Source organism: Flavobacterium sp. RHBU_24 (genome assembly GCF_046613695.1).
In the GTDB taxonomy this organism is placed as follows: domain Bacteria; phylum Bacteroidota; class Bacteroidia; order Flavobacteriales; family Flavobacteriaceae; genus Flavobacterium.
Window position 1 is genome coordinate 66,023 of the sequence record NZ_JBKJHD010000002.1, and the last position, 22,218, is coordinate 88,240.

The window sequence follows — 22,218 nt, forward strand, 5'->3', positions numbered from 1 at the left end:
TTAGAGGTAAATTTCCTTGCCACTCTCAACAAATTCTTCCGATTTTTCTTTCATGCCTTGTTCGGCAACGTCCCTTATTTCCTGCGATATTTTCATAGAGCAGAATTTGGGGCCGCACATAGAGCAAAAGTGGGCTACCTTGGCACCATCTGCAGGAAGGGTTTCATCATGAAACTCGCGTGCGGTATCAGGGTCTAACGCCAGGTTAAACTGGTCTTCCCACCTGAATTCAAAACGCGCTTTGCTAAGGGCATTGTCGCGGTACTGTGCTCCGGGATGGCCTTTTGCAAGGTCGGCTGCATGGGCAGCTATTTTATATGTAATAACCCCGTCTTTAACGTCTTTTTTGTTAGGAAGCCCCAAATGTTCTTTGGGCGTTACATAACACAGCATAGCGGTACCGTACCAGCCTATCATGGCCGCCCCAATGGCCGATGTAATATGGTCATAACCCGGTGCAATATCTGTAGTAAGCGGGCCCAGGGTGTAAAAAGGAGCTTCGCCGCAATGCGCCAGTTGTTTGTCCATGTTCTCTTTTATCATGTGCATAGGTACATGGCCGGGGCCTTCTATAAATACCTGTACATCATGCTTCCAGGCAATTTTTGTAAGCTCACCCAGGGTTTCCAGTTCGGCAAACTGTGCCGCATCATTGGCATCGGCAATAGAGCCTGGGCGCAGGCCGTCGCCTAAAGAAAATGCCACATCATATACCTTCATTATTTCGCATATTTCTTCAAAATGTGTGTATAAAAAATTCTCTTTGTGATGGAACAGGCACCACTTTGCCATAATAGAGCCACCGCGCGATACAATGCCCGTAACGCGGTTTGCAGTTAAGTGAATGTAGCGTAGCAATACCCCGGCATGTATGGTAAAATATGATACGCCCTGTTCTGCCTGTTCTATAAGGGTATCCCTAAAAACCTCCCAGGTAAGGTCTTCGGCAACACCCTTTACCTTTTCCAAAGCCTGGTAAATGGGCACCGTACCTATGGGTACCGGTGAATTTCGGATGATCCACTCGCGGGTTTCATGAATGTTTTTACCGGTAGATAGGTCCATAATGGTATCTGCACCCCAGCGGCAGGCCCATACCGCTTTTTCAACCTCTTCTTCAATACTTGAGGTTACCGCACTGTTGCCAATATTGGCATTAATCTTAACTAAAAAGTTACGCCCCACAATCATGGGTTCACTCTCAGGGTGGTTAATGTTATTAGGTATAATGGCGCGCCCGCTGGCTACTTCACTGCGCACAAACTCCGGCGTAATTTTAGTTTTAGGGGTATTAGCGCCAAAACTATTACCTGCATGCTGGTTGCATAGTTTTGGGTTTTGCTGTTCAAACTCTTCGAGGCGCTGGTTCTCACGTATGGCAATGTATTCCATCTCAGGTGTTATAATGCCTTGTTTGGCATAATATAACTGTGTTACATTGGCTCCTTCTTTAGCGCGCATGGGTTTGTGCAGGTATTCAAAACGCAGGTGGTCCAGCTTTTGATTGTACAACCGTTGTTTTCCATACTCGGATGAAATCCCATCCAATTCTTCTACGTCATTGCGGTCTAAAATCCATTGCTCACGAATGCGTGGCAGGCCTTTACGGATGTCTATTTCGGTAGTAACATCAGTATAAGGTCCGGAAGTGTCATACACTGTAACCGGCGAATTCTTCTCTACGCTACCGTTAGACAGTTTGGTGTCGTGCAGCGCTATTTCACGCATCGCTACTTTTATTTCAGGATACAGTTTGCCTTCTACATAAATTTTTTTTGAATTGGGAAAGGGCGAGCGCGATATTTGATGTTCAGAATTTTCCATAATAGTGTATTTATTGTTTTTTAGTTTGTAGCAATAGCACATTACCCGCCCTGTGTAGCAGAGATGATTAGAATTTGATCAGTAGGGGAGAGGGTATGACTATCCCAATTGGTTTTTGGGATTACGCTGTTGTTAACGGCCACAGCAATGCCCTTTTGCTTAGCAGGAGTTTCTATATCAAGCAGGGCCTGTATGGTAAGTTCGCTTTGTGCAAAATTTTTAGTCTGGTTGTTTATTGTAAGTTCCATTCCTGTTAATTAGTATATATAGATATATACTTTAGGAATGGCTACAGGTGTACGCAATGGTATACCACGAAGTCATCTTACTTTTCCCTACGGCAGTATGAACTGCATCAGGTTCAGAGGGTAAAATCTCAGCCTACATTTGTAGACACCCCTAAAGTGAAAACAAATGTAAGTGCATTTTTATTTAAAACAAAATAATCTAATTTATTTTAAGATTGTGAAGCTTTATCTTTTTATAAGTTGTGCAATTGTCCCGATACAGGAACCACAATTTATTTAACTTGGTGCCCGGAGTTGCTACATTGCACTGTAGGAATTTAGTTGGTGGCTAGTTGTGCTTGCTGAATAGTTAGTTGTTGATATCAAGTCTGCTATAGATAAATTTTTAAATAAGACTGAGAGGTTGATTAAATAGTCTTATTATCTGAACGAAGGAAATTACTCAGTAAATATTTCGAAGGATTAACTTTTTCCATCTTGCCGTACATAGATTTAATTCACGATTATACTACATAATTGATGGATTGGGCTACATAACAAATTTAAAGGCGAACCACCTTTGTACCATCATTTTCAAACATATAAATATAGGAAAGATGGAAAACATTAAAGGGAAAGTAGTTGCTGTTACAGGAGCCAGCAGCGGTATTGGCGAAGCAATAGCCTATCATTTGGCTGCATTAGGTGCAAAAGTGTTATTGGGCGCAAGGCGTGAAGACAATTTAAAAGCCATTACAGCTTCTATTCTCGACAACGGCGGTGAGGCTGTGTACAAAAAGCTTGATGTTACAAATCCCGATGATGTAATTGCTTTTGCAGGTTACGGGGTTGAAAAATACGGTACTTTAGATGTATGGATAAACAATGCCGGGGTAATGCCCCTTTCTATGCTAAACAGCTACAAAGTATCAGAATGGCATAGCATGGTCGATGTAAATGTCAAAGGTGTTTTACACGGCATTGCGGCCGCGTTGCCTGTATTTGAAAGCAAAGACAGTGGCCAGTTTATAAATATTACCTCAGTGGCTGACCGCTGGGTGGGGCCGACATCAACAGTATACAGTGCAACGAAGTTTGCTGTAAGGGCGTTGTCAGATGGCCTGCGCCAGGAAGTAAGTAACAATATAAGGGTTACGTTAGTGGCGCCGGGAGCAACAGAGTCGGAACTTGCCGAAAGTATATCAGACCCAGCATTAAAACAACTGGCTATAGAAAAGTTCAGGGTTAACCTGCTTCCGGCAGCGGCTATTGCAAGGGCTGTAGCCTATGCAATATCTCAACCGGCCGATGTTGACGTTAATGAGATTGTGGTAAGGCCTACGGCCCAAAAAGCGTTGTAGTATAATGGAACAGACAATGGAAGAAACCAAAGGTTACCTGGGGATGTGGGTTACCCAGGATGGGCGAATCCGCCATGAGCTATTACCCGGAAACCGATATGACGAAGCAAGGGGTAGCCGCGAGAGTGCTTACCAGGGGAGCTATACTGTAACAGGAAACCATATTGACTATAAAGACGATACGGGATTTACTGCCGACGGCGAATTTAAAGACGGCATTCTGTATCATGGTGGTATGGTTTTTTATAAAGAAAACTAATTGATTAATTTAGCAGTTATGGATTATACATTCCGCTTTGACTCGATAGCACAGTTTCATGAGTTTTGTAACCTTCCTAAGCCGGAACATCCGCTGGTTAGCCTTGTTGACTACAGCAAGGTAAAATATCCAACAGATGAAAAAGAATTACGATGGATACAGAATTTCTATTCTATTGGCTTAAAGCGGGATGTAACTGCCAAATTTAATTACGGGCAGCAGCAATTTGACTTTGATTCAGGGGTATTAACCTTTGTATCACCACTCCAGTTTTTAAAAGTTGAAATAAACCCCGATGCCAAGGTTGAGCCCAGCGGGTGGCTGCTATTGATACACCCTGACTTTTTATGGAACACGGCCCTGATAAAAAAGATGCGATTATATGATTATTTCCACTATGAAGTTACCGAAGCATTGTTCCTCTCTGAAAAGGAGGAGGCTATAATTGTAGATATTTTTCAAAATATTGAAAAGGAGTATCAGTCTAATATTGATAAGTTCAGCAGGGAGCTAATTATTACACAGCTGGAACGGTTGTTTATTTATTCGGAACGCTTCTACGAGCGCCAGTTTTTAACCCGTAATAAATCAAGCCATGAGCTGTTGGAACGCTTTGAGAAAATACTCAACAACTTTTTTGAGGAAGGTGTAGTATCTGAAAAAGGCATTCCTACCGTAATTGACCTGGCGGTTCAGCTAAATATTTCGCCTAACTATCTGGGCAGCCTCCTGCGCATCCATACACAACAAAGTACACAACAACATATACAAAACAAGCTTATTAGCATTGCCAAAGAAAAACTCTCAACTACAAACCTTACCGTTAGCGAAATAGCTTTTATGTTAGGCTTTGAGCATTCACAGTCATTCAGTAAGATGTTTAAAAGTAAGACCAACCAGTCACCCCTGGCATTTAGGGCCGCATTTAATTAAAAAGGTTTATTATCTGATACTTTAGAATTTGTTGCCGCAACGATGCGGCAAATAGTTTTACTTTAACGCATGGTATTTTTTAAAACCTTCAGCTGGTTGAACTTTTTTGTTGCAGATTAGTATGTAAAGGCAATATTAGTTGGTTAAATAAAGTGAAACTTAACGTTCAAATTCAAGCGTATAGGTAAAGCTGTCGGCTTTATAATAGCCCACGTTCCATTCGAGTGGGCGCGTACCGGGGTCGTATACAAAGCGCATGCGTTTAAGTACCGGCTCGCCGGATTTAATTTCAAGCTTCTCCGCTAAAAAGGGCGTGGCCGCTATGGCGCTTATTTCTTCCTTAGAAAAATTTGCTACAGAATTATAGTCACTTTCTAAAATGTCATACAGGGGGCGTGTAAAATCTTCGTTACCGGTTAATCCTATCCTGGGGTGAAAATAGGATATAAAATAAACAAACGGATATTCTTCTTTACCGCGCAGGCGTTCTAACTTAAGTATTTTTACATTTTTATTAATGTCAAAAAACAGGCACAGCTGCTCATCCGGATATACCCAGCTTATATGAAGTTCGTAGTTTTTGATGGTAACCCCCAAAGTCTTCATTTCCTGGGAAAAACTTTGCCAGTTTTGGGCTTTAGAGTTTATTCCGGATTTCTTTACAAAAGTGCCTACGCCTTTTTTACGCACCAGCAAGCCTTCAATCATAAGCTTGTTTAATGACTGTCTAAGGGTACTGCGGGATATGCCTAATTGTTTAGACAAATCCATTTCATTGGGCAATTTTTTTCCGCCTTGATATTCATCTGCCTTTATGGCTATCCGTATTTGCTCTTCTATCTGAATATGAAGGGGTACCGGGCTGTTATGGTCTAATTTAATCTTCATATTGCTTAATTCCTCCGTAGGCCACCATTATTTACTGAAGTTTACGCACTCGCATTGGTACAAAGTTAATTAATTCTGCACGATTAAAAATAAGATTTTGTTATATCAATACAATTACTTTACTTTGCTACAACGATATTGTACATACATATGTACAATGTGAAATGAATTATTTTATTTGAAAAAAAGTATACAGCATATTTTATATCCGCAATTTTGATAATCGTTAAACAATACAATATGAAAAAAAATATAAGCATTATACTACTGCTTATGGCGTGCTTTGCTTTGCAGTTAATTAGCGCCCAAAAAAAATACAACCAGTTATCCGATTATGTAGACCCTAATATAGGTACGGCACACAGCCGCTGGTTTTTTTATACACCCGGTGCTGTGCCTTTTGGCCTGGCAAAATTAGGCCCGTCTACAAACGCGCACTTAGGTAATGCCCAGGGATGGGAAGCCACAGGCTACGACCATAGGGAAAACTCTATAGAAGGTTTTGCCTGTTTGCACGAATTTCAGGTAGGGGGTATTGTAGTGGCACCAAGTGTGGGAACGCTGCAAATCATACCGGGAAGCCTTGAAAATAATGATGAAGGTTACAGGTCATCTTTTGACCGTAAAGATGAGCATGCAACATCGGGCTATTATTCTGTTTTATTAAAAGATTATAATATTAAGGCAGAACTTACCGCAACAAAAAGGGTAGGTTTTCAGCGCTACACGTTTCCTAAGTCATCACAATCGCATATTATATTCGACATCGGCAACAGGCAGGGCGAAAGCGGCGCGGTTAAAGATGCTAAGGTTACCATCAACAAAAACGGCAGTGTAGAAGGCTATGTAATAACTACGCCCGAGTATGTAAAAAAATATCAGGAAGGTGCTGAGGTTGCCATGTATTTTTATGCAGTGCTGGATAAGAAGCCCGCGGCATATGGCGTGTTTAATAAAAAAGACAGGAAAGCCGGCGAAAAAGAAATTGCAGGTGAAGGGTCGGGCGCTTACTTTACGTTTACTACTAAAGAAAATGAAGCCATTACCGTTAAAATAGGACTATCTTTTACCTCTGTGGCCAATGCGAAGCTAAACCTTGATGCCGAGGCTAAGAAACTTACTTTTGACAAAGCCAAAAAACAAAGCCTGGCGGTATGGAACGAGTATCTGGGAAGGATAAGCGTAGAAGGGAAAAACGAAACGGATAAAATTAAATTTTATACCGGTTTATACCATGCGTTATTGGGGCGTGGCCTGGGCAGCGATGTAAATGGCGCTTACCCGATGAACAATGGTAAAGTGGGGCAGATACCTGTAAACGATAAAGGGGTTCCTGAATATAATTACTATAACAGCGATGCCATATGGGGCGGTTTCTGGAACCTTACCCAGCTATGGGCACTGGCATACCCGGAATATTATGCCGACTGGGTACAGGCGCAATTGCTTGTATATAAAGATGCAGGCTGGTTAGGAGACGGTATAGCATCAAGCAAATATGTTTCGGGGGTGGGTACAAACTTTACCGGTCTGGCTATAGCATCTGCCTACAACAGCGGCATAAAAAATTATGATGTTGATGTAGCATATGCGGCGGCGCTTAAAAACGAACTTGAGTGGAGGAGCCGTATAGAAGGCGCCGGAAAAATGGATGTGCAGCAGTTTGTGGAGCGCGGCTACTCGCCACAAATAGACGACATCGGTTTTAATACCACTATACAGGGCTCAGGGTTCTCGGCATCGCACACCCTGGAGTATTCATACAGCGCCTATGCGGTAGCACAATTTGCAAAAGCACTGGGCAAGAAGGATGATTATAACCAGCTTATAAAATTATCAAACGGCTGGAAGCTGCTGTATGACAACGAGACTAAATTTATAAGGCCAAAATATGCTAACGGAAATTTTGTATCAAACTTTGACCCGTCGCAACCGTGGAGAGGTTTCCAGGAAGGAAACGCATGGCAATATACTTTTTATGTTCCCCACGCTGTAGATGAGTTAGTGGCAACATTAGGCAAAGACACGTTTAACGAAAGACTCGAGAAAATTTTTGAAATATCGCAAAAAAATGTTTTTGGCGGCGGTACTAAAATAGATGCGTTTGCGGGGCTTTCGGGTTATTATAATCACGGTAACCAGCCTAACCTGCACATTTCGTGGTTGTTTAACTATTCGGGCAAGCCTTATTTAACCCAAAAATGGGTACATGCCATTTGCGACGAGTTTTATGGTACCGAAGGTATACACGGCTACGGTTACGGACAGGATGAAGACCAGGGACAACTAGGTGCCTGGTATGTAATGTCTTCAATAGGGCTGTTTGATGTAAAAGGCTTGACCGACATCAATCCGTCGTTCCAGGTAAGCAGCCCGTTATTTGATAAAGTTTCGGTAAAACTTCCTGCATCAACCGGCCGCAAGCCGTTTACAATAGAAGTAAGCAATAATGAAAAGGCTAATGTATATCTTCAGGATGTATCGCTTAACGGTAAAAACATGGATAAGCTTTCTATAGGCCTGAACGATATAGCAAAGGGAGGTACGTTAAAAATGTCGGTAGGGGCAGAACCCAATAAAAAAAGGACTGAATAACAGTTCAATTTAATTATGCAAAAACAACAATATTCGTCAGCGCTGTTCCCCATATTATTTGGCTTCTTTATCATGGGCTTTTGCGATTTGGTAGGCATATCGGTTACCTATGCCCAGCTGCAATTTAACTGGAGCGAAACCCAGGCCGGTTTTTTACCTTCCATGGTTTTTTTATGGTTCTTTATACTTTCTATTCCCGTAGCAATGGCAATGGATTCGGTAGGCCGGAAAAAAATGGTATTGGCCGGTTTATTCATAACGCTAATCGCCACGCTTATACCTATTATACAGTTTACAGAAGTTACCTGTTATATAACGTTTGTACTGTTAGGTATAGGCAATACCATATTGCAGGTAGCCTTAAATCCACTGCTTACCAATGTGGTTTCCGGCAGGCAGTTAACAAGCTTTATAACCTTTGGGCAGTTTGTAAAAGCCATATCGTCGTTTACGGGCCCGCTTATTGTAGGTTATTTTTCGCTTAAGTACGGCTCGTGGGAAAAAAGTTTTTATGTGTATACGGCGGTTACGCTGCTGTCTATGTTGTGGTTGCTGGCAACTAAAATAGATGAGGGTGCTAAAAGCGATAAGACAGCCAGCATTGGCAAAACCTTCAGTTTGCTTAAGGATGGTAATACACTATTAGCCTTTGGTGGCATTTTATGTATAGTAGGCCTTGACGTAGGCATGAATACTGTTACGCCAAAACTGCTTATAGAAAGGGCGGGGCTTGCGGTAGAAGCGGCCACTTATGGTTCCAGCTACTATTTTGCGGCCCGCACTATAGGAACGGTACTGGGCGTTTTGTTACTGCGCAAATTTTCTGAAATTGTGTTTTTTAAAGTAAATATGCTCGTGGTTGTACTATCGTTAGCCATATTGCTATTTGTAAAACAGCAGGAATTAATTTTATTTTTTGTGTGTGTTACCGCGTTGGGCTCTTCCAGTATTTTTGCTGTAATATATACACTGGCTATAAAATCAAGGCCGTTATTGGTTAACGAAATATCGGGGCTTATGATAACCGGTGTTGCGGGTGGTGCCTTTTTACCACCGCTTATGGGTTTTGCTACCGATGTTGCCGGGTCACTACAAGGCGCGGTGGCCGTTATATTATTTTGCGGACTGTATTTATTGTATACATCATTTAGGCTAAAAAATAATGTTAGCGAGATAAGTCTTTAAAATAGTTTTATTATAATACACAATAATTAAAAAGCAGGGCAATTATTTTGTCCTGCTTTTACTTTATATATACGTTTTTATACCCTTTTTATTATCTTATATACACTGTTCATGTGTCAAATCCACATGTATTTTAGCCCACGTGTGTTTATTTTAACTTAATATGTAAAATGAGTTGGTATATTTGCAGCCAACCTGATTATAATTATTGAGCACATTTTATATGCCCTGTTACCATGTTTTGACATGATTGTATTTACAGGCCCACATATTGCTGCCGATTTTATACCGACTAAAATTTCTATAATAGTAACCAATATGTAATGAAAAAGAAACAAGTTTCGTTAAAATCCATTGCAGAAGCGCTCAACACTTCTTCAACCACGGTATCCTTTATTCTTAATGGCAAGGCTGAGGAAAAACATATTTCTGCCAAACTAACAAAAAAAGTATTGGATTATGTGGCGGAAATTAATTATCAGCCTAACCAGCTTGCCAAAAGTTTAAGAACCGGCAGGTCGAATATTTTGGTTTTTATGGTAGAAGACATTTCAAACAGTTTCTTTTCCAGGCTGGCCAGGGTAATTGAAGATATAGCATATAAAAAAGGATATAAAGTTATTTTTTGCAGTAACGAAAATGATGATAACAAATCTATTGAGCTTATAAACCTTTTTACATTCAGGCAGGTTGACGGATTTATAATTGTTCCGTCTCCGGGCCTGGCCCCCGTAATTAAAAAACTTGTTGATGAAAATATACCGGTTATACTTTTAGACAGGTATTTTGAGGACTTAGAGTGCAATATTGTGGTTATTAATAATAAGGAAGCATCATATGAGGCAACCATGCACTTAATTAAAAACGGCTATAAAAATATTGTATTTATTACTACAGATACCCAGCAAACGCAAATGCTTGCAAGGCTGGAAGGGTATAAGCAGGCGGTACAGGAAAATGCATTAGTGCCACAAGTGCTTTTTATTCCTTTTAAGGATACACATACTCCGGAAAGTAAAGTGCTTATACTAAATTTTTTAAAAAATGCGCAGCATAAAGATGCTGTATTTTTTGCCACAAATTATCTTACCCTTAAGGCGCTTGAAGCCCTTAAAAAAAATGCCCCGGAGCTAACGGAAACGCTTGGTATGGTAACTTTTGATGATAATGATTTTTTTAGTGTACTTACCCCTACAATTACTGCGGTATCTCAGCCCCTTTGGGAAATGGGCAATCAATTAATGGAGCTTATGCTAAACCTGCTTAAAACGAAAGACGTGGTACCTTTGCCCAAAAAAATTGTTCTGGACGCAGAACTTGTGGTTAGAAACTCGTCAATATCAGTAACCACACGTTAATTACCACTATAACGATTGAATTTTCGCCCAAATTTTTTCTCCTTTATTATATAAAAATCGGCTTTTATTTTTTGATATTTAAGATTACATTGAGCATTAAGTAATTTTAATATTAAATTTTTAGATTTATCGTATTAATTAACATTAATTTTATAATTATATAAAAAAACATTTTTTTTACTAAATCGATTTAGTATATTTGTTTTGCAATAGTTTAACCCAAATTATTTAACCAAACTTAGACTAACTTAAATGAATTTAAAATTTGTTCTACGAGCCTTGCCGCCCGGGAGTACTATTAGCAGGTTTCAGGACTTGCTATTAAGGCCGGGCTTCATTATTTTGTTGCTGCTACTGCTTAATTCAGGTACAGCATTTGCTTATTTTCAGGAGCCGGTAGTTATTACCGGAGTTATTAAAGATGCCTCGGGCGAAACGCTGCCCGGGGTGTCGGTTACAGAGAAAGGCACTACTAATTCTGCCGCGTCTGATTTAGATGGTAATTTCACCATCAGGGTTGGGTCGTCTCAGTCTGTATTGGTCTTTTCCTATGTTGGTATGACCACGGTAGAAAGAAAAGCAGGAGATGGCGCTCCTATTAACCTGGTTATGGAAAATAACACTACCAGTCTTGACGAAGTGGTGGTAGTAGGTTACGGTACGCAAAAGCGTACAAAAGTTATTGGTGCGATAGACCAGGTGGGAGACGATGATTTTAAAGGCAGGGCGGTTGTTAATACCACCCAGGCGCTTCAGGGTAAATCTCCCAGCCTTACCATCCAGCAAACAAATTCTGAACCGGGCGCGGGTTTAAATATCAATATCAGGGGTATTAGTACCCTGGGTAATAACAGCCCGCTGATTGTTATAGACGGTATTGTAGGCGGCGATATAAATGCGCTAAACCCTGCCGATATAGAGAGTGTATCTGTTTTAAAAGATGCCGGTAGTGCTGCTATATACGGGTCGAGGGCCAGCAATGGTGTAGTGCTTATAACTACAAGGAAAGGTAGTAAAGAAACCCCTTTAACCGTACAGTTAAACACATTAAGCGGTTATAACATGCCGCATTATTTTACAAAGCCGGTACATGGATATGAAAACGCCATGCTGCGCAATGAAGCTGCCTTTAATTCGGGTGAAAGTACCGCTGTTTTTACCGCTGACCAAATCGCAGCGTTTAAGGCTAAGGGCGATTCAGAATGGTTTGCCGAAGAAATTGTACGGCCCGCATTACAGCAAAACCATAATGTTACGGTGTCTGGAGGTAGTGCAAACTCTACGTATCTGGTATCTTTAGGTTACCTTAACCAAAGGAGTAATTTTGTAGGCCCATCAAAAGGTATGGAGCGCTATAACTATAGGGTTAACCTTACAAACGAGTACGGGAAATTTAAGCTCACCTCTATACTTACCTACGCTAAGCAAAAAATTACTGACCATTCATCGAGCACCGGTACCCTTATGGTAGATGCCTTCAGGGTCCCGTTGTATTACGACCAGGTTGATGCAGACGGAAACTACCTTACCAACGATGTGCTTCAGCAGTTTAACTCACTTGGTATTCTTGAAAAAGGAGGCTTCAGGAAGTATGACAATGACGATGTTTTTGGGTCTATCAATGCTGAATTAAAAGTTACAGATTATTTAAAACTTAAAACAGTATTCGGCGGGCGCGTATGGAATAATTCTATGTTTGCCCGGGTTAAAGAAGTTAGGTTTTCACCACAGGGTATTTATGGCGCCGACAGGAATACTAACGACGAAACCCGCAAGAGCCTTGACCTAAACACCCAGTTTTTGGCACAGTTCGACAAAGTTTTTGCCCAAAAACACACTGTAGGGGCTTTAATAGGCTACTCTAACGAAAATCACTCTGACAGGGGTATAGGTGTATTTAAGCAATTTACCGATCCCGATTTAGGTACACCTGTAAGCGAAACCGTAATTGCCGAAAATTCTTACAACTCTAACGACAGCTCATCAAAAAATAGCCTTAACTCACTGTTTGGGCGTGCTTCTTACGATTTTGATGATAAATATTTTGGGGAGTTTAGCTTTAGGTACGATGGTTCCTCAAAATTCCGTAAAGAAATTCGGTGGGGCTTCTTCCCGTCAGCTACGCTTGGGTACAACATAGCCCGTGAAAACTTTATGCAGTCGTACAGGGATAAAGTGGGTAATATAAAATTAAGGGCATCTTACGGTGTTTTGGGTAACCAGAGCGTGGGTAACTTTCAGTACCAAACCACATTCTTTACATTTCAAAATGCTTACGGCTTTAACAATGAGGGTGTAAGCGGTACCGGCTACAATTTTGCAAACCAGGATTTACAGTGGGAAAGGGCCGCAACGTTTAACGTGGGCTTTGACGCCGATTTTTTTAACGGCGCGCTATCCCTTACTGCTGATTATTTTAATAAAACAACATCAGACATACTTATACCTCCGCAGGTTCCGGGAGTTTTTGGTACCAGCTTGCCCAGCTTTAACGCAGGTAAAGTAGGAAGCAAGGGATGGGAAGTAACCGCTACTTACAGGCACAATGGTAAGTTGTTTAACCATGGCCTTACATTAACCCTGGGAGATGCCAGGAACGAAGTGCTTGATTATAACAACGGCCAGGAGCGTTTAACCGGCGTTGAAGAGCTTCAGGTAATATTGCGCGAAGGGCTGCCATTTAATTCGTATGTAGGATTAAGAAGAGATGGTTATTTTAACAGCTGGGAAGAAATTCAGGGGGCTGCCGTGCCGGAAGGTATAAGCGTATCTCCGGGAGATAACAGGTATGTAGACCTTAATAAGGATGGTGTTATTAACGATTCTGACAAATTTATATTTGGCAACCCGTTCCCAAGGTACACCTTTGGTGCTACCTACAATGTAGGGTTTAAAAACTTCGACCTGAGTATATTTATCCAGGGTGTAGGTAAGCGTACCATGATGATTAGGGGAGAACTGGTAGAGCCGTTCCACTACAACTACGGCATGACCATGTATACCCACCAGCTTGATTTCTGGACACCACAAAATCCGGATGCGGCATATCCACGCCTAGCTAATAACGGTACACAATCTAATACTAACAATTTCAGGAGGGGGTCTGATATGTATTTATACGATGGTGCTTATGCCCGTTTAAAAAATATCCAGTTAGGATACTCATTGCCTAAAAAATTATTGGAGAGCTTAGACATTGCCGGCTTCAGGATGTATGTATCGGGGCAAAACCTGCTAACACTATCTAAAGTTAAATTTGTAGACCCTGAACTGTCTGAGTTTAACAACAGTATGACGCCATCCGGAGGCAATAGTGGCAGGGCTTACCCTACATTAAAGTATTATGGCCTTGGCCTGGACGTTACTTTCTAAAAAAAATGAAAATGAAAAGAATAATAAAAAATTATGTAAAAATTGTCTCGCTGGGCCTGCTGCTTTTTGCTGCGGGTTGCGAAGACCTTGACCTTGCGCCCGAAAACGTATTTACCGATGTTAACTACTGGACAAGCGTAAGCCGTGCACAAACAGTATTAAATACTGCTTACTCTCAAATGCAAAACAGCACAAACTTTTTTTATAACGAAGCGCTGTCAGATAATGCTTTTAACGGCCGTGGCGATATAGCCGGTGCAGCCTCTATTGCAGCCGGTACGTATGATGCTTCATTACCCCGTTTTAAAGATGAATGGGGCAGCAGGTATGCCGGCATAAAAACATGTAATATTTTACTTGAAAATATAGACCGCATCCAGGGGGCAGACGCTACACTTATAGACAGGATGAAAGGCGAAGCCCGATTTTTAAGGGCGTTCCAGCATTTTCAGCTCACTACCTGGTTTGGTGATATACCGCTTATCTCAAGCGACCCATCACTGGAAGAAGCGTTAAGCATCACCAGGACGCCGCATGCCGAAGTGGTAGACTTTATACTGAACGAACTTGATGCCGCTGCTGCCGTATTGCCAACGAATGCGGAATATGCAACTGCCGATAAAGGCAGGATAACCTCAGGGGCTGCCATGGCACTAAAAGCGCGCGTACTTTTATACGAAGGCAGGTGGCAGGAAGTGGCAGATATTACGGAGCAACTTATGGATGGCGCTTTTGGTAACTACAGCCTGTTTCCGTCTTACGAGGGTATTTTCCTTCCCCAAAATGAGTACAGCAGTGAGGATATACTGAGCATACAGTATGTCCCCCAGTTCAGGATGTGGGGCGAGTTTTTTGATATCGCACCCATATCGGTGGGCGCAAGGCTTAACTCCCTGGCACCAACACAAGAACTTGTAGACAGCTATATCATGCTTAACGGTCAGGCTATTGATGAAGCCGGTTCAGGCTATAACGAAAATACCCCGTATACAAACAGGGACCCAAGGCTTAAAGCCACGGTAGTGTATCATAACTATCAATGGACAAACCCTAACGGCAGTGTGTCTACCATACTTATAGCGCCGGGATCTGGCACTCCGGATGAGTATGTTCAGGGTTCGTCAGCATCGCCTACGGCATATTACACCCGTAAGTATTTTGATCCGCAACACCTTACATCGCTTCAGTCGGGCCTTAACCTTATGCTGATACGCTATGCCGATGTGCTTTTAATGCACGCTGAGGCTAAGCATGAACTAGGCCAGTTTGATGCCGCCGTGTGGAATAATACCATCAGGCCGATAAGGATGCGTGCAGGCTTTACTGATAATGCGGCCCTTTCTTTTGATGCCTCTTTATCCCAGGTTGAATTACGCGAAACAATCCGTAATGAGCGCCGTACTGAATTTGCTATGGAAGGCCTTAGGATATTTGATATCAGAAGATGGGAAATTGCCGAAGACGTACTTAACGGATGGGCGCATGGAGCACAGTTTGGCATACCGTCTCAGGATAATGGGTACATAAGGGCTAACCTGCGCACGTTTGACCCGGGTAAGCATTACCTGTGGCCTATACCGCGCGATGAGCGCTTGGTAAATGGTAACTTAACACAAAATCCCGGCTGGTAAACTATTTAAACATTAAAATAAATCTTATGAAAACTATATATTCAAAATTATTGTTTCTATTTATGGCCGTTGTTGCCGTAGGCTGCTCTGATGATGACCGTGTAAGCCACACTAATGTATCTGCTGTGCAGGCATTATACCTGCCCGAAGACAACAGGTTTTATGATCTTGCTGCGCCGGGATCGGCTTTGTTTGAGTGGGAGGGCGCTAAGGCAGAAGATAACGGCGTAGTGCTTTATGATGTGGTATTTGACAAGGAAGGCGGAGATTTCTCTAACCCGGTATATGTGATACCTGCCGATGGCAACGGATTTCAAAAAAGCCTTAACCTTAGTTTTACAAGGTTAAATGCTATAGCCGGTATGGCCGGTATAGAGCCTGAAACTGTGGGCAAACTTATTTGGACGGTGCGTTCGTCTAAAGGGCTTAACTTTATGATGGCGGCGGTTTCACATACTATAGAACTGCAACGCCCGGGCGGGTTCCCCGCGCCAGACCAGGTGTATATTACAGGCACTGCATCTGAAGAGGGAGACAATGCGTCAATGGCTTTACCTTTTAAAAAGACAGGTGCGAGCACTTTTGAAATTTACACCAAACTTTCTGCCGGCGATTATAAATTTATTACGCGCATAACCGGTACTCCTGAAGAGTATTATATAGACAGCAATAACAAACTGAAGCAAGACGGTAGTACTGCCTACAGCGGTGGCGATAAAGTATACAGGATAAGGGTAGACTTTAGCGATGGCTCTACAAACATTACCGAAGTGCAAAATGTTCAGTTATGGTTTGCACCAAATGATGTATTCATGTTCGATTACACCTATGCGGGCCACGGCACCTGGGAAGCGCTGAACAAATATATAGAGTTCAGGCAGGAATCATGGGGCAGGGATGAGCGTTACAAGTTCAAATTTACAATGTCAGATGGCAGTACCAGCAGTGATGAGTGGTTTGGCAGTGTAAATGTAGATAACAACAGGCCAAACGCAGATTCTCCTGAATCATACTGGTATATGGTACCCGTTACCAGCGACAGGTGGAACAACACCTTTAAGTTTGCTTCAGAGGTTGATTACAGCAACGTAAACGCGCTTATAGACTTTAGCGGAGATTCTCAGGCATACACGCACAGTTTTACAATTTTATAATTAATTATAATATGCCTTTGGGTTTGGGTTGATTCCCTCAGGCATGTTTCTTTTTAACAAGATAGCTATGAAAACAATTTCAGCAATAAAAAGTACTTTACTGGCAGGCGCGGGCCTGTTTTTAGCGGTATCGTGTTCTGATGACCCGATACCTTTAACCAATCCTGATTTTTCGGGAGGGAATGAAAAAGTGTACACATGGTCAGAAACTGCCGATTCTTTACAGCAGGCCACATACAATACATTTTTAGGCTCTAACGGTACGTTTACCGAGAATAATTCGGGTAATCCTACATTCCATTACTGGAGAAATGCACACATGCTTGATGTGCTGTATGACGGTTACACCCGTACCGGCGACGAAAACTACCTGCCTAAAATGAAGGCTTTGTTAGAAGGTATTAAAATAAAGAACAACAATACCTACAACAATGTTTTTAACGATGATATGATATGGCTTGCCAATGCCAGCCTGCGTGCTTACAATGCTACAAACGATGAACAATATAAAGATGTGGCGGAAGAGCTTTGGACAATCATTAAACAAAGCTGGACAGATGACGTTTTTGGAGGCGGTATTACCTGGAAACAGGATACGCCGTACCAAAAAAATGCCGTATCTAACGCGCCCGCGGCAATTATAGCGCTGCAGCTGTATGAAATAGACGGAAATCCTGAGGACCTGGAGTGGGCACAGAAAATTTATGACTGGCAAAAAAATACCCTGGTAGACCCTCTAACCGGTATTGTATGGGATAACATCTCAATGCAAAACGGTGTGGAAGTGGTTAATTCAAGCTGGGTATTTACCTATAATATGGGTACCTGGATAGGCTTAAACCATATGATGTACGAAGCTACAGGGCAGGCGGGTTACTTAACCGAAGCCGTTAAAGCCGCACGGACGCTTACTACCAGCCCCCAGCTTACAACCGAAGGAATACTTAGAGATGAAGGCCAGGGCGATGGCGGTTTGTTTAAAGGCATTCTTGTAAGATACCTTGCACAGCTTATCATGGAGCCCAATATTAACTCTACCGATAAACAGTCGTTTGTAAACTTTTTCAGGTTTAATGCCACTACCGCATATAACAGGGGCATTTTAAGGCCGGCGATGCTGTTTGGGCCAAACTGGAGAAACCTGCCTTCGGGCAATGTAGATTTCTCTACCCAGATAAGTGGCGTTATGCTTATAGAAGCCGCCGCAATGCTGGACGAAGCAGGACACTTATAATGATATAACCCGGTGATCTGCTCATAAGATTACCGGGTATTTTTATTTTAAACTATTTACAATGAAGAATAAAGTTGCAGTATTGCTATTGTTAATCAGTACAATAAGTTACGCACAATATAAGCCCGCAGGCGATAAAATAAAAACTAAGTGGGCCGAGTCTGTTAATGTTAATAATGTTCTGCCGGAGTATCCCCGCCCCGTAATGGAACGCAGCCAGTGGAAAAACCTTAACGGACTGTGGAATTATGCCATACAGGAAGCCGGCTTGGCCGAACCCCTAAAATTTGATGGTAAGATACTCGTGCCTTTTGCTGCGGAGTCCAGCCTATCAGGTGTTATGAAAGAGGTGGGTGGTAAAAACGAACTATGGTATGAAACTAATTTTACTGTAGATAATGCCTGGAAAGGAAAAGACATCCTGCTTCACTTTGGTGCGGTAGACTGGAAAGCAGATGTATACATAAACGATGTAAAGGTAGGTTCGCATTCCGGTGGGTACTCGCCATTTTCATTCAACATCACCCCTTTTATTACGGGCAAAAACCAAAAGCTGGTAGTTAAAGTATGGGACCCTACTAACGACGGCCCGCAGCCAAGGGGCAAGCAGGTAAAAAAACCTGAAGGCATATGGTACACACCTGTTACCGGCATCTGGCAAACCGTTTGGCTGGAACCGGTTAATAAAAAACACATTAAAGCAGTAAGGCCAACGGCTGATATCGACCATAACACGATAAGCATCGCAACCCAAACGGAAGGTACAGCTGCCGGAGATATTGTAGAAGTGACCGTACTGCAGGATAACAGGCCTATTGCGTCGGGTAAGGCTGTTGCCGGCCAGGCAGTAGATATTGTGCTTAAAAATCCAAAACTATGGTCGCCGGAAAGCCCGTACCTGTATGATGTAAAAGTTAAGCTGATTACATCGGGTAAAGCGGTAGATGAGGTGAAAAGTTATTTTGCAATGCGCAAAATTTCTACCAAAAGAGATGAGCAGGGTATTGTAAGGATGCAGCTTAACAATAAAGACTATTTTCATTTTGGCCCGTTAGACCAGGGCTGGTGGCCCGATGGCCTGTATACGGCTCCGTCTGACGAAGCATTGAAGTATGATATTGTTAAAACAAAAGAATTAGGCTTTAACATGATACGCAAGCACGTTAAGGTAGAGCCGCAACGCTGGTACACCCATTGCGACAGGATGGGCATACTGGTATGGCAGGACATGCCCAGCGGCGATGACAACCCGATATGGCAAATGCACCAGTATTTTGACGGTAACGAGCTTAAAAGAACGGCAGAATCTGAAGCGATTTATAAAAGGGAATGGAGAGAAATTTTAGACAATCTGTATCCGTATCCGTGTATTGCGGTATGGGTACCCTTTAACGAGGCCTGGGGTCAGTTTAAAACAGTTGAAATAGCAGAGTGGACAAAAAATTATGACCCTACCAGGCTTGTAAACTCATCAAGCGGGGGCAACCATTTCCAGACCGCTGATATACTGGATATACACCACTATCCCGGCCCAAAAATGCCACTGTATGATGCAAGGCGCGTAACAGTGCTGGGTGAATATGGCGGAATAGGCCTTCCTATAGAAGGCCACCTTTGGCAAACCGACAGGAACTGGGGGTACACCCAATTTAAAAATACTACCGAGACTACCGACCTTTATATAAAATATGCCGAGGAACTTAAAAAGCTTGCCAAATCGGGCTTTTCTGCTGCGGTTTATACCCAGACCACCGATGTGGAAGGCGAAGTAAACGGCTTTATGACCTACGACCGTAAAGTAGATAAAATGGATTTCCAGCGGGTAAACAAAGTAAATCAAGAGGTTATTAACAGTATAAGCGAATAATTTTGAGAAAAATAGCTGCGTTATTTTTTTTCGCCCTGGCGCCTGTTACAACGGTATTTGCGCAACAGGCAGTTGTTGTAAAGTCAGCCGATGCCAAAACGCCGGTAGACTGGGTAAACCCTTTAATGGGTACCGACTCCCGCCACGAACTAAGCAATGGCAATGTGTACCCGGCAATAGCCCGCCCGTGGGGTATGAATTTCTGGACACCGCAAACCGGGAAGATGGGCGACGGCTGGGCCTATACCTATACGTCTAACCAGATAAAAGGCTTTAAGCAAACACACCAGCCATCGCCATGGATGAACGATTACGGACAGTTTTCTATCATGCCCGTAACAGGCAGCCTTAAGTTTAAGGAAGACGAAAGGCAAAGCTGGTTTTCTCATAAAGCGGAAGAAGCAACACCATACTACTATAAGGTATACCTGGCAGAGCATAATGTTACTACCGAAATTACACCTACCGAAAGGGCCGCCCGTTTCAGGTTTACATTTCCTGAAACCGACCAGGCGTATGTGGTTATAGACGCATTTGATAACGGTTCATATATAAAAGTAATTCCCGGTGAGAATAAAATAATAGGCTATAGTACAAAGAATAGTGGCGGGGTACCGGCTAACTTTAAAAATTACTTTGTAATTGTTTTTGATACGCCCTTTACGTCTACGGCAACGTTTAACGGAGACAATTTAGGCAACCAGCCTGAACTTACCGGTAACCATGCCGGTGCTGTAATAGGCTTTAAAACCAAACCGGGCGAAAAGGTAAACGCCATAGTAGCGTCGTCATTCATTAGCCATGAGCAGGCTGAACGTAACCTTAACGAAGTTAAAGCACTAAGTTTTGATAAAGTAAAACAGCAGGGAAAAGATGCCTGGAATAACAACCTTATCCGCATTGTTCCCGAAGGTGGCACCGCTGCGCAAAACACTACGTTTTATTCGTGCCTGTGCCGCTCGCTGTTGTTCCCCCGTATGTTTTACGAGTATGACGCAAACGGCAGTGCAGTGCACTATAGCCCTTATAATGGTAAGGTATTACCCGGCTATATGTATACTGATACAGGTTTTTGGGATACCTTCAGGTCATTGTTCCCATTACTAAACCTTATGTATCCTGAAGTTAATGCAAAAATGCAGGAAGGGCTGGTTAACGCTTACAAAGAGAGCGGCTGGCTTCCTGAATGGGCAAGCCCCGGTTTACGGGACATCATGATAGGGAATAACTCTGCCTCTATAGTGTCTGACGCTTACCTTAAGCTGGGCAGCAAGGCAGGCTATGATATCAACACGTTATACGAGGCGGTGCTGCATGGCGCAAACAATGCCGGGCCGCTTAAGGCAGTAGGCAGGGTAGGCGTAAATAAATATAATAAGCTGGGCTATGTGCCTTATGATGTGGTAAACGAGAGTGCCGCGCGCACCTTAGAGTATGCCTATGATGACTTTGCCATCTACCAGCTGGCAAAAGCGCTTAAGCGCCCTAAAAAGGAAATTGAACTGTATAAAAAACGGAGCCTCAATTACAAAAACATTTTCGACCCGCAGCATAACCTGATGAGGGGAAAAATGTCGTCGGGTAAATTTATGGAACCGTTTGACCCTATACGCTGGGGCGAAGGATTTACCGAGGGTAACAGCTGGCACTACAGCTGGTCGGTTTTTCATGATGTGCAGGGCCTTATCAACCTTATGGGCGGCAAAGAAGTATTTGCAAAGCAGCTGGATAGTGTGTTTAAATTGCCACCGGTATTTAACAACAGCTTTAATGGCGGCTTTATCCACGAAATGCGGGAAATGCAGGTTGCAAACATGGGCCAGTATGCCCACGGCAACCAGCCCATACAGCACATGATTTACCTGTATAACCATGCAGGCAAGCCCTGGCGGGCGCAATATTGGGTACGGGAATCGCTTAACAGGCTGTACAACCCGCGTGCCGACGGTTACTGCGGAGACGAAGATAACGGGCAAACTTCGGCATGGTATGTATTCTCGGCCATGGGTTTTTACCCGGTTACCCCGGCAACAAATCAGTATGTTATGGGAGCGCCACTGTTTAAAAAGGTTACGTTGAAGCTGCACAACGGTAAGCAGGTAATTATTAATGCCCCCGATAACAGCGATGCTAACCGGTATATAAAATCGGCTGCCTTTAATGGTAAAGCCTATACTAAGCTTTGGCTAAGCCATAACGACCTTACTAACGGTGCGGTAATAGATTTTAAAATGACCGATACACCCGATACAACCAGGGAATTCGACACAGAAGATTTGCCCTACTCACTTACAAACGAAAAATAGCTTACGCATAAACTTGTAATAATA

Annotated in this window: 15 protein-coding genes and 1 riboswitch; of the genes, 12 read left to right on the forward strand and 3 right to left on the reverse strand. The window is 42.6% G+C overall.

Going from position 1 to position 22,218, the window contains the following annotated elements; genetic code table 11:
* On the reverse strand, window positions 1-1,824 hold the full coding sequence (thiC, locus tag ACLI09_RS02770) for a phosphomethylpyrimidine synthase ThiC (protein ID WP_411418064.1): 1,824 nt from the start codon (window positions 1,822-1,824) through the stop codon (window positions 1-3).
* 41 nt (window positions 1,825-1,865) lie between these two features.
* Window positions 1,866-2,072 (reverse strand): sulfur carrier protein ThiS, encoded by a 207-nt coding sequence (gene thiS, locus ACLI09_RS02775; RefSeq protein ID WP_411418065.1) that lies wholly within the window; start codon window positions 2,070-2,072, stop codon window positions 1,866-1,868.
* 67 nt (window positions 2,073-2,139) lie between these two features.
* Window positions 2,140-2,235: riboswitch (TPP riboswitch) on the reverse strand.
* 433 nt (window positions 2,236-2,668) lie between these two features.
* On the opposite strand from thiS, the gene ACLI09_RS02780 reads away from it, so the two are divergent.
* Genes ACLI09_RS02780 through ACLI09_RS02790 form a run of 3 tightly spaced genes read left to right on the forward strand, consistent with a single transcriptional unit; the run spans window position 2,669 to window position 4,604 of the window.
* Window positions 2,669-3,412 (forward strand): SDR family oxidoreductase, encoded by a 744-nt coding sequence (locus ACLI09_RS02780; RefSeq protein WP_411418066.1) that lies wholly within the window; start codon window positions 2,669-2,671, stop codon window positions 3,410-3,412.
* Window positions 3,413-3,416: 4 nt separating this feature from the next.
* A complete protein-coding gene (locus tag ACLI09_RS02785) occupies window positions 3,417-3,671 on the forward strand; it encodes an Atu4866 domain-containing protein (protein ID WP_411418067.1) in 255 nt (84 codons plus the stop codon).
* Between the two features lie 18 nt (window positions 3,672-3,689).
* On the forward strand, window positions 3,690-4,604 hold the full coding sequence (locus ACLI09_RS02790) for a helix-turn-helix domain-containing protein (RefSeq protein WP_411418068.1): 915 nt from the start codon (window positions 3,690-3,692) through the stop codon (window positions 4,602-4,604).
* 159 nt (window positions 4,605-4,763) lie between these two features.
* On the opposite strand, the gene ACLI09_RS02795 is transcribed toward ACLI09_RS02790, so the two are convergent.
* The gene (locus ACLI09_RS02795) at window positions 4,764-5,492 is read right to left on the reverse strand and encodes a GntR family transcriptional regulator (protein WP_411418069.1); all 729 of its coding nucleotides are present in this window, start codon (window positions 5,490-5,492) and stop codon (window positions 4,764-4,766) included.
* Between the two features lie 240 nt (window positions 5,493-5,732).
* On the opposite strand from ACLI09_RS02795, the gene ACLI09_RS02800 reads away from it, so the two are divergent.
* The 9 genes from ACLI09_RS02800 to ACLI09_RS02840 all read left to right on the forward strand — a co-directional run bounded on the left by ACLI09_RS02800 (window position 5,733) and on the right by ACLI09_RS02840 (window position 22,194).
* A complete protein-coding gene (locus ACLI09_RS02800) occupies window positions 5,733-8,087 on the forward strand; it encodes a GH92 family glycosyl hydrolase (protein WP_411418070.1) in 2,355 nt (784 codons plus the stop codon).
* Window positions 8,088-8,102: 15 nt separating this feature from the next.
* Window positions 8,103-9,272, forward strand: coding sequence for an MFS transporter (locus ACLI09_RS02805; protein ID WP_411418071.1), 1,170 nt, complete (start codon window positions 8,103-8,105; stop codon window positions 9,270-9,272).
* A 323-nt stretch (window positions 9,273-9,595) separates the two neighbouring features.
* A complete protein-coding gene (locus ACLI09_RS02810; RefSeq protein ID WP_411418072.1) occupies window positions 9,596-10,630 on the forward strand; it encodes a LacI family DNA-binding transcriptional regulator in 1,035 nt (344 codons plus the stop codon).
* Window positions 10,631-10,882: 252 nt separating this feature from the next.
* The gene (locus tag ACLI09_RS02815; RefSeq protein WP_411418073.1) at window positions 10,883-14,002 is read left to right on the forward strand and encodes a SusC/RagA family TonB-linked outer membrane protein; all 3,120 of its coding nucleotides are present in this window, start codon (window positions 10,883-10,885) and stop codon (window positions 14,000-14,002) included.
* Between the two features lie 11 nt (window positions 14,003-14,013).
* Complete coding sequence (locus ACLI09_RS02820; RefSeq protein ID WP_411418074.1) at window positions 14,014-15,633, forward strand: RagB/SusD family nutrient uptake outer membrane protein; 1,620 nt, start codon at window positions 14,014-14,016, stop codon at window positions 15,631-15,633.
* 26 nt (window positions 15,634-15,659) lie between these two features.
* The gene (locus ACLI09_RS02825) at window positions 15,660-16,787 is read left to right on the forward strand and encodes a SusE domain-containing protein (protein WP_411418075.1); all 1,128 of its coding nucleotides are present in this window, start codon (window positions 15,660-15,662) and stop codon (window positions 16,785-16,787) included.
* Window positions 16,788-16,854: 67 nt separating this feature from the next.
* A complete protein-coding gene (locus ACLI09_RS02830) occupies window positions 16,855-18,021 on the forward strand; it encodes a glycoside hydrolase family 76 protein (protein WP_411418076.1) in 1,167 nt (388 codons plus the stop codon).
* A gap of 61 nt (window positions 18,022-18,082) precedes the next feature.
* On the forward strand, window positions 18,083-19,888 hold the full coding sequence (locus tag ACLI09_RS02835; protein ID WP_411418077.1) for a glycoside hydrolase family 2 protein: 1,806 nt from the start codon (window positions 18,083-18,085) through the stop codon (window positions 19,886-19,888).
* 2 nt (window positions 19,889-19,890) lie between these two features.
* The gene (locus ACLI09_RS02840; RefSeq protein WP_411418078.1) at window positions 19,891-22,194 is read left to right on the forward strand and encodes a GH92 family glycosyl hydrolase; all 2,304 of its coding nucleotides are present in this window, start codon (window positions 19,891-19,893) and stop codon (window positions 22,192-22,194) included.
* The last annotated feature ends 24 nt before the right edge of the window (window positions 22,195-22,218 follow it).

Coding starts and splice junctions, on each gene's coding strand:
- thiC (WP_411418064.1), bottom strand. CDS start 1,824: ATGGAAAATTCTGAACATCAAATATCGCGCTCGCCCTTTCCCAATTCA.
- thiS (WP_411418065.1), bottom strand. CDS start 2,072: ATGGAACTTACAATAAACAACCAGACTAAAAATTTTGCACAAAGCGAA.
- ACLI09_RS02780 (WP_411418066.1), top strand. CDS start 2,669: ATGGAAAACATTAAAGGGAAAGTAGTTGCTGTTACAGGAGCCAGCAGC.
- ACLI09_RS02785 (WP_411418067.1), top strand. CDS start 3,417: ATGGAACAGACAATGGAAGAAACCAAAGGTTACCTGGGGATGTGGGTT.
- ACLI09_RS02790 (WP_411418068.1), top strand. CDS start 3,690: ATGGATTATACATTCCGCTTTGACTCGATAGCACAGTTTCATGAGTTT.
- ACLI09_RS02795 (WP_411418069.1), bottom strand. CDS start 5,492: ATGAAGATTAAATTAGACCATAACAGCCCGGTACCCCTTCATATTCAG.
- ACLI09_RS02800 (WP_411418070.1), top strand. CDS start 5,733: ATGAAAAAAAATATAAGCATTATACTACTGCTTATGGCGTGCTTTGCT.
- ACLI09_RS02805 (WP_411418071.1), top strand. CDS start 8,103: ATGCAAAAACAACAATATTCGTCAGCGCTGTTCCCCATATTATTTGGC.
- ACLI09_RS02810 (WP_411418072.1), top strand. CDS start 9,596: ATGAAAAAGAAACAAGTTTCGTTAAAATCCATTGCAGAAGCGCTCAAC.
- ACLI09_RS02815 (WP_411418073.1), top strand. CDS start 10,883: ATGAATTTAAAATTTGTTCTACGAGCCTTGCCGCCCGGGAGTACTATT.
- ACLI09_RS02820 (WP_411418074.1), top strand. CDS start 14,014: ATGAAAAGAATAATAAAAAATTATGTAAAAATTGTCTCGCTGGGCCTG.
- ACLI09_RS02825 (WP_411418075.1), top strand. CDS start 15,660: ATGAAAACTATATATTCAAAATTATTGTTTCTATTTATGGCCGTTGTT.
- ACLI09_RS02830 (WP_411418076.1), top strand. CDS start 16,855: ATGAAAACAATTTCAGCAATAAAAAGTACTTTACTGGCAGGCGCGGGC.
- ACLI09_RS02835 (WP_411418077.1), top strand. CDS start 18,083: ATGAAGAATAAAGTTGCAGTATTGCTATTGTTAATCAGTACAATAAGT.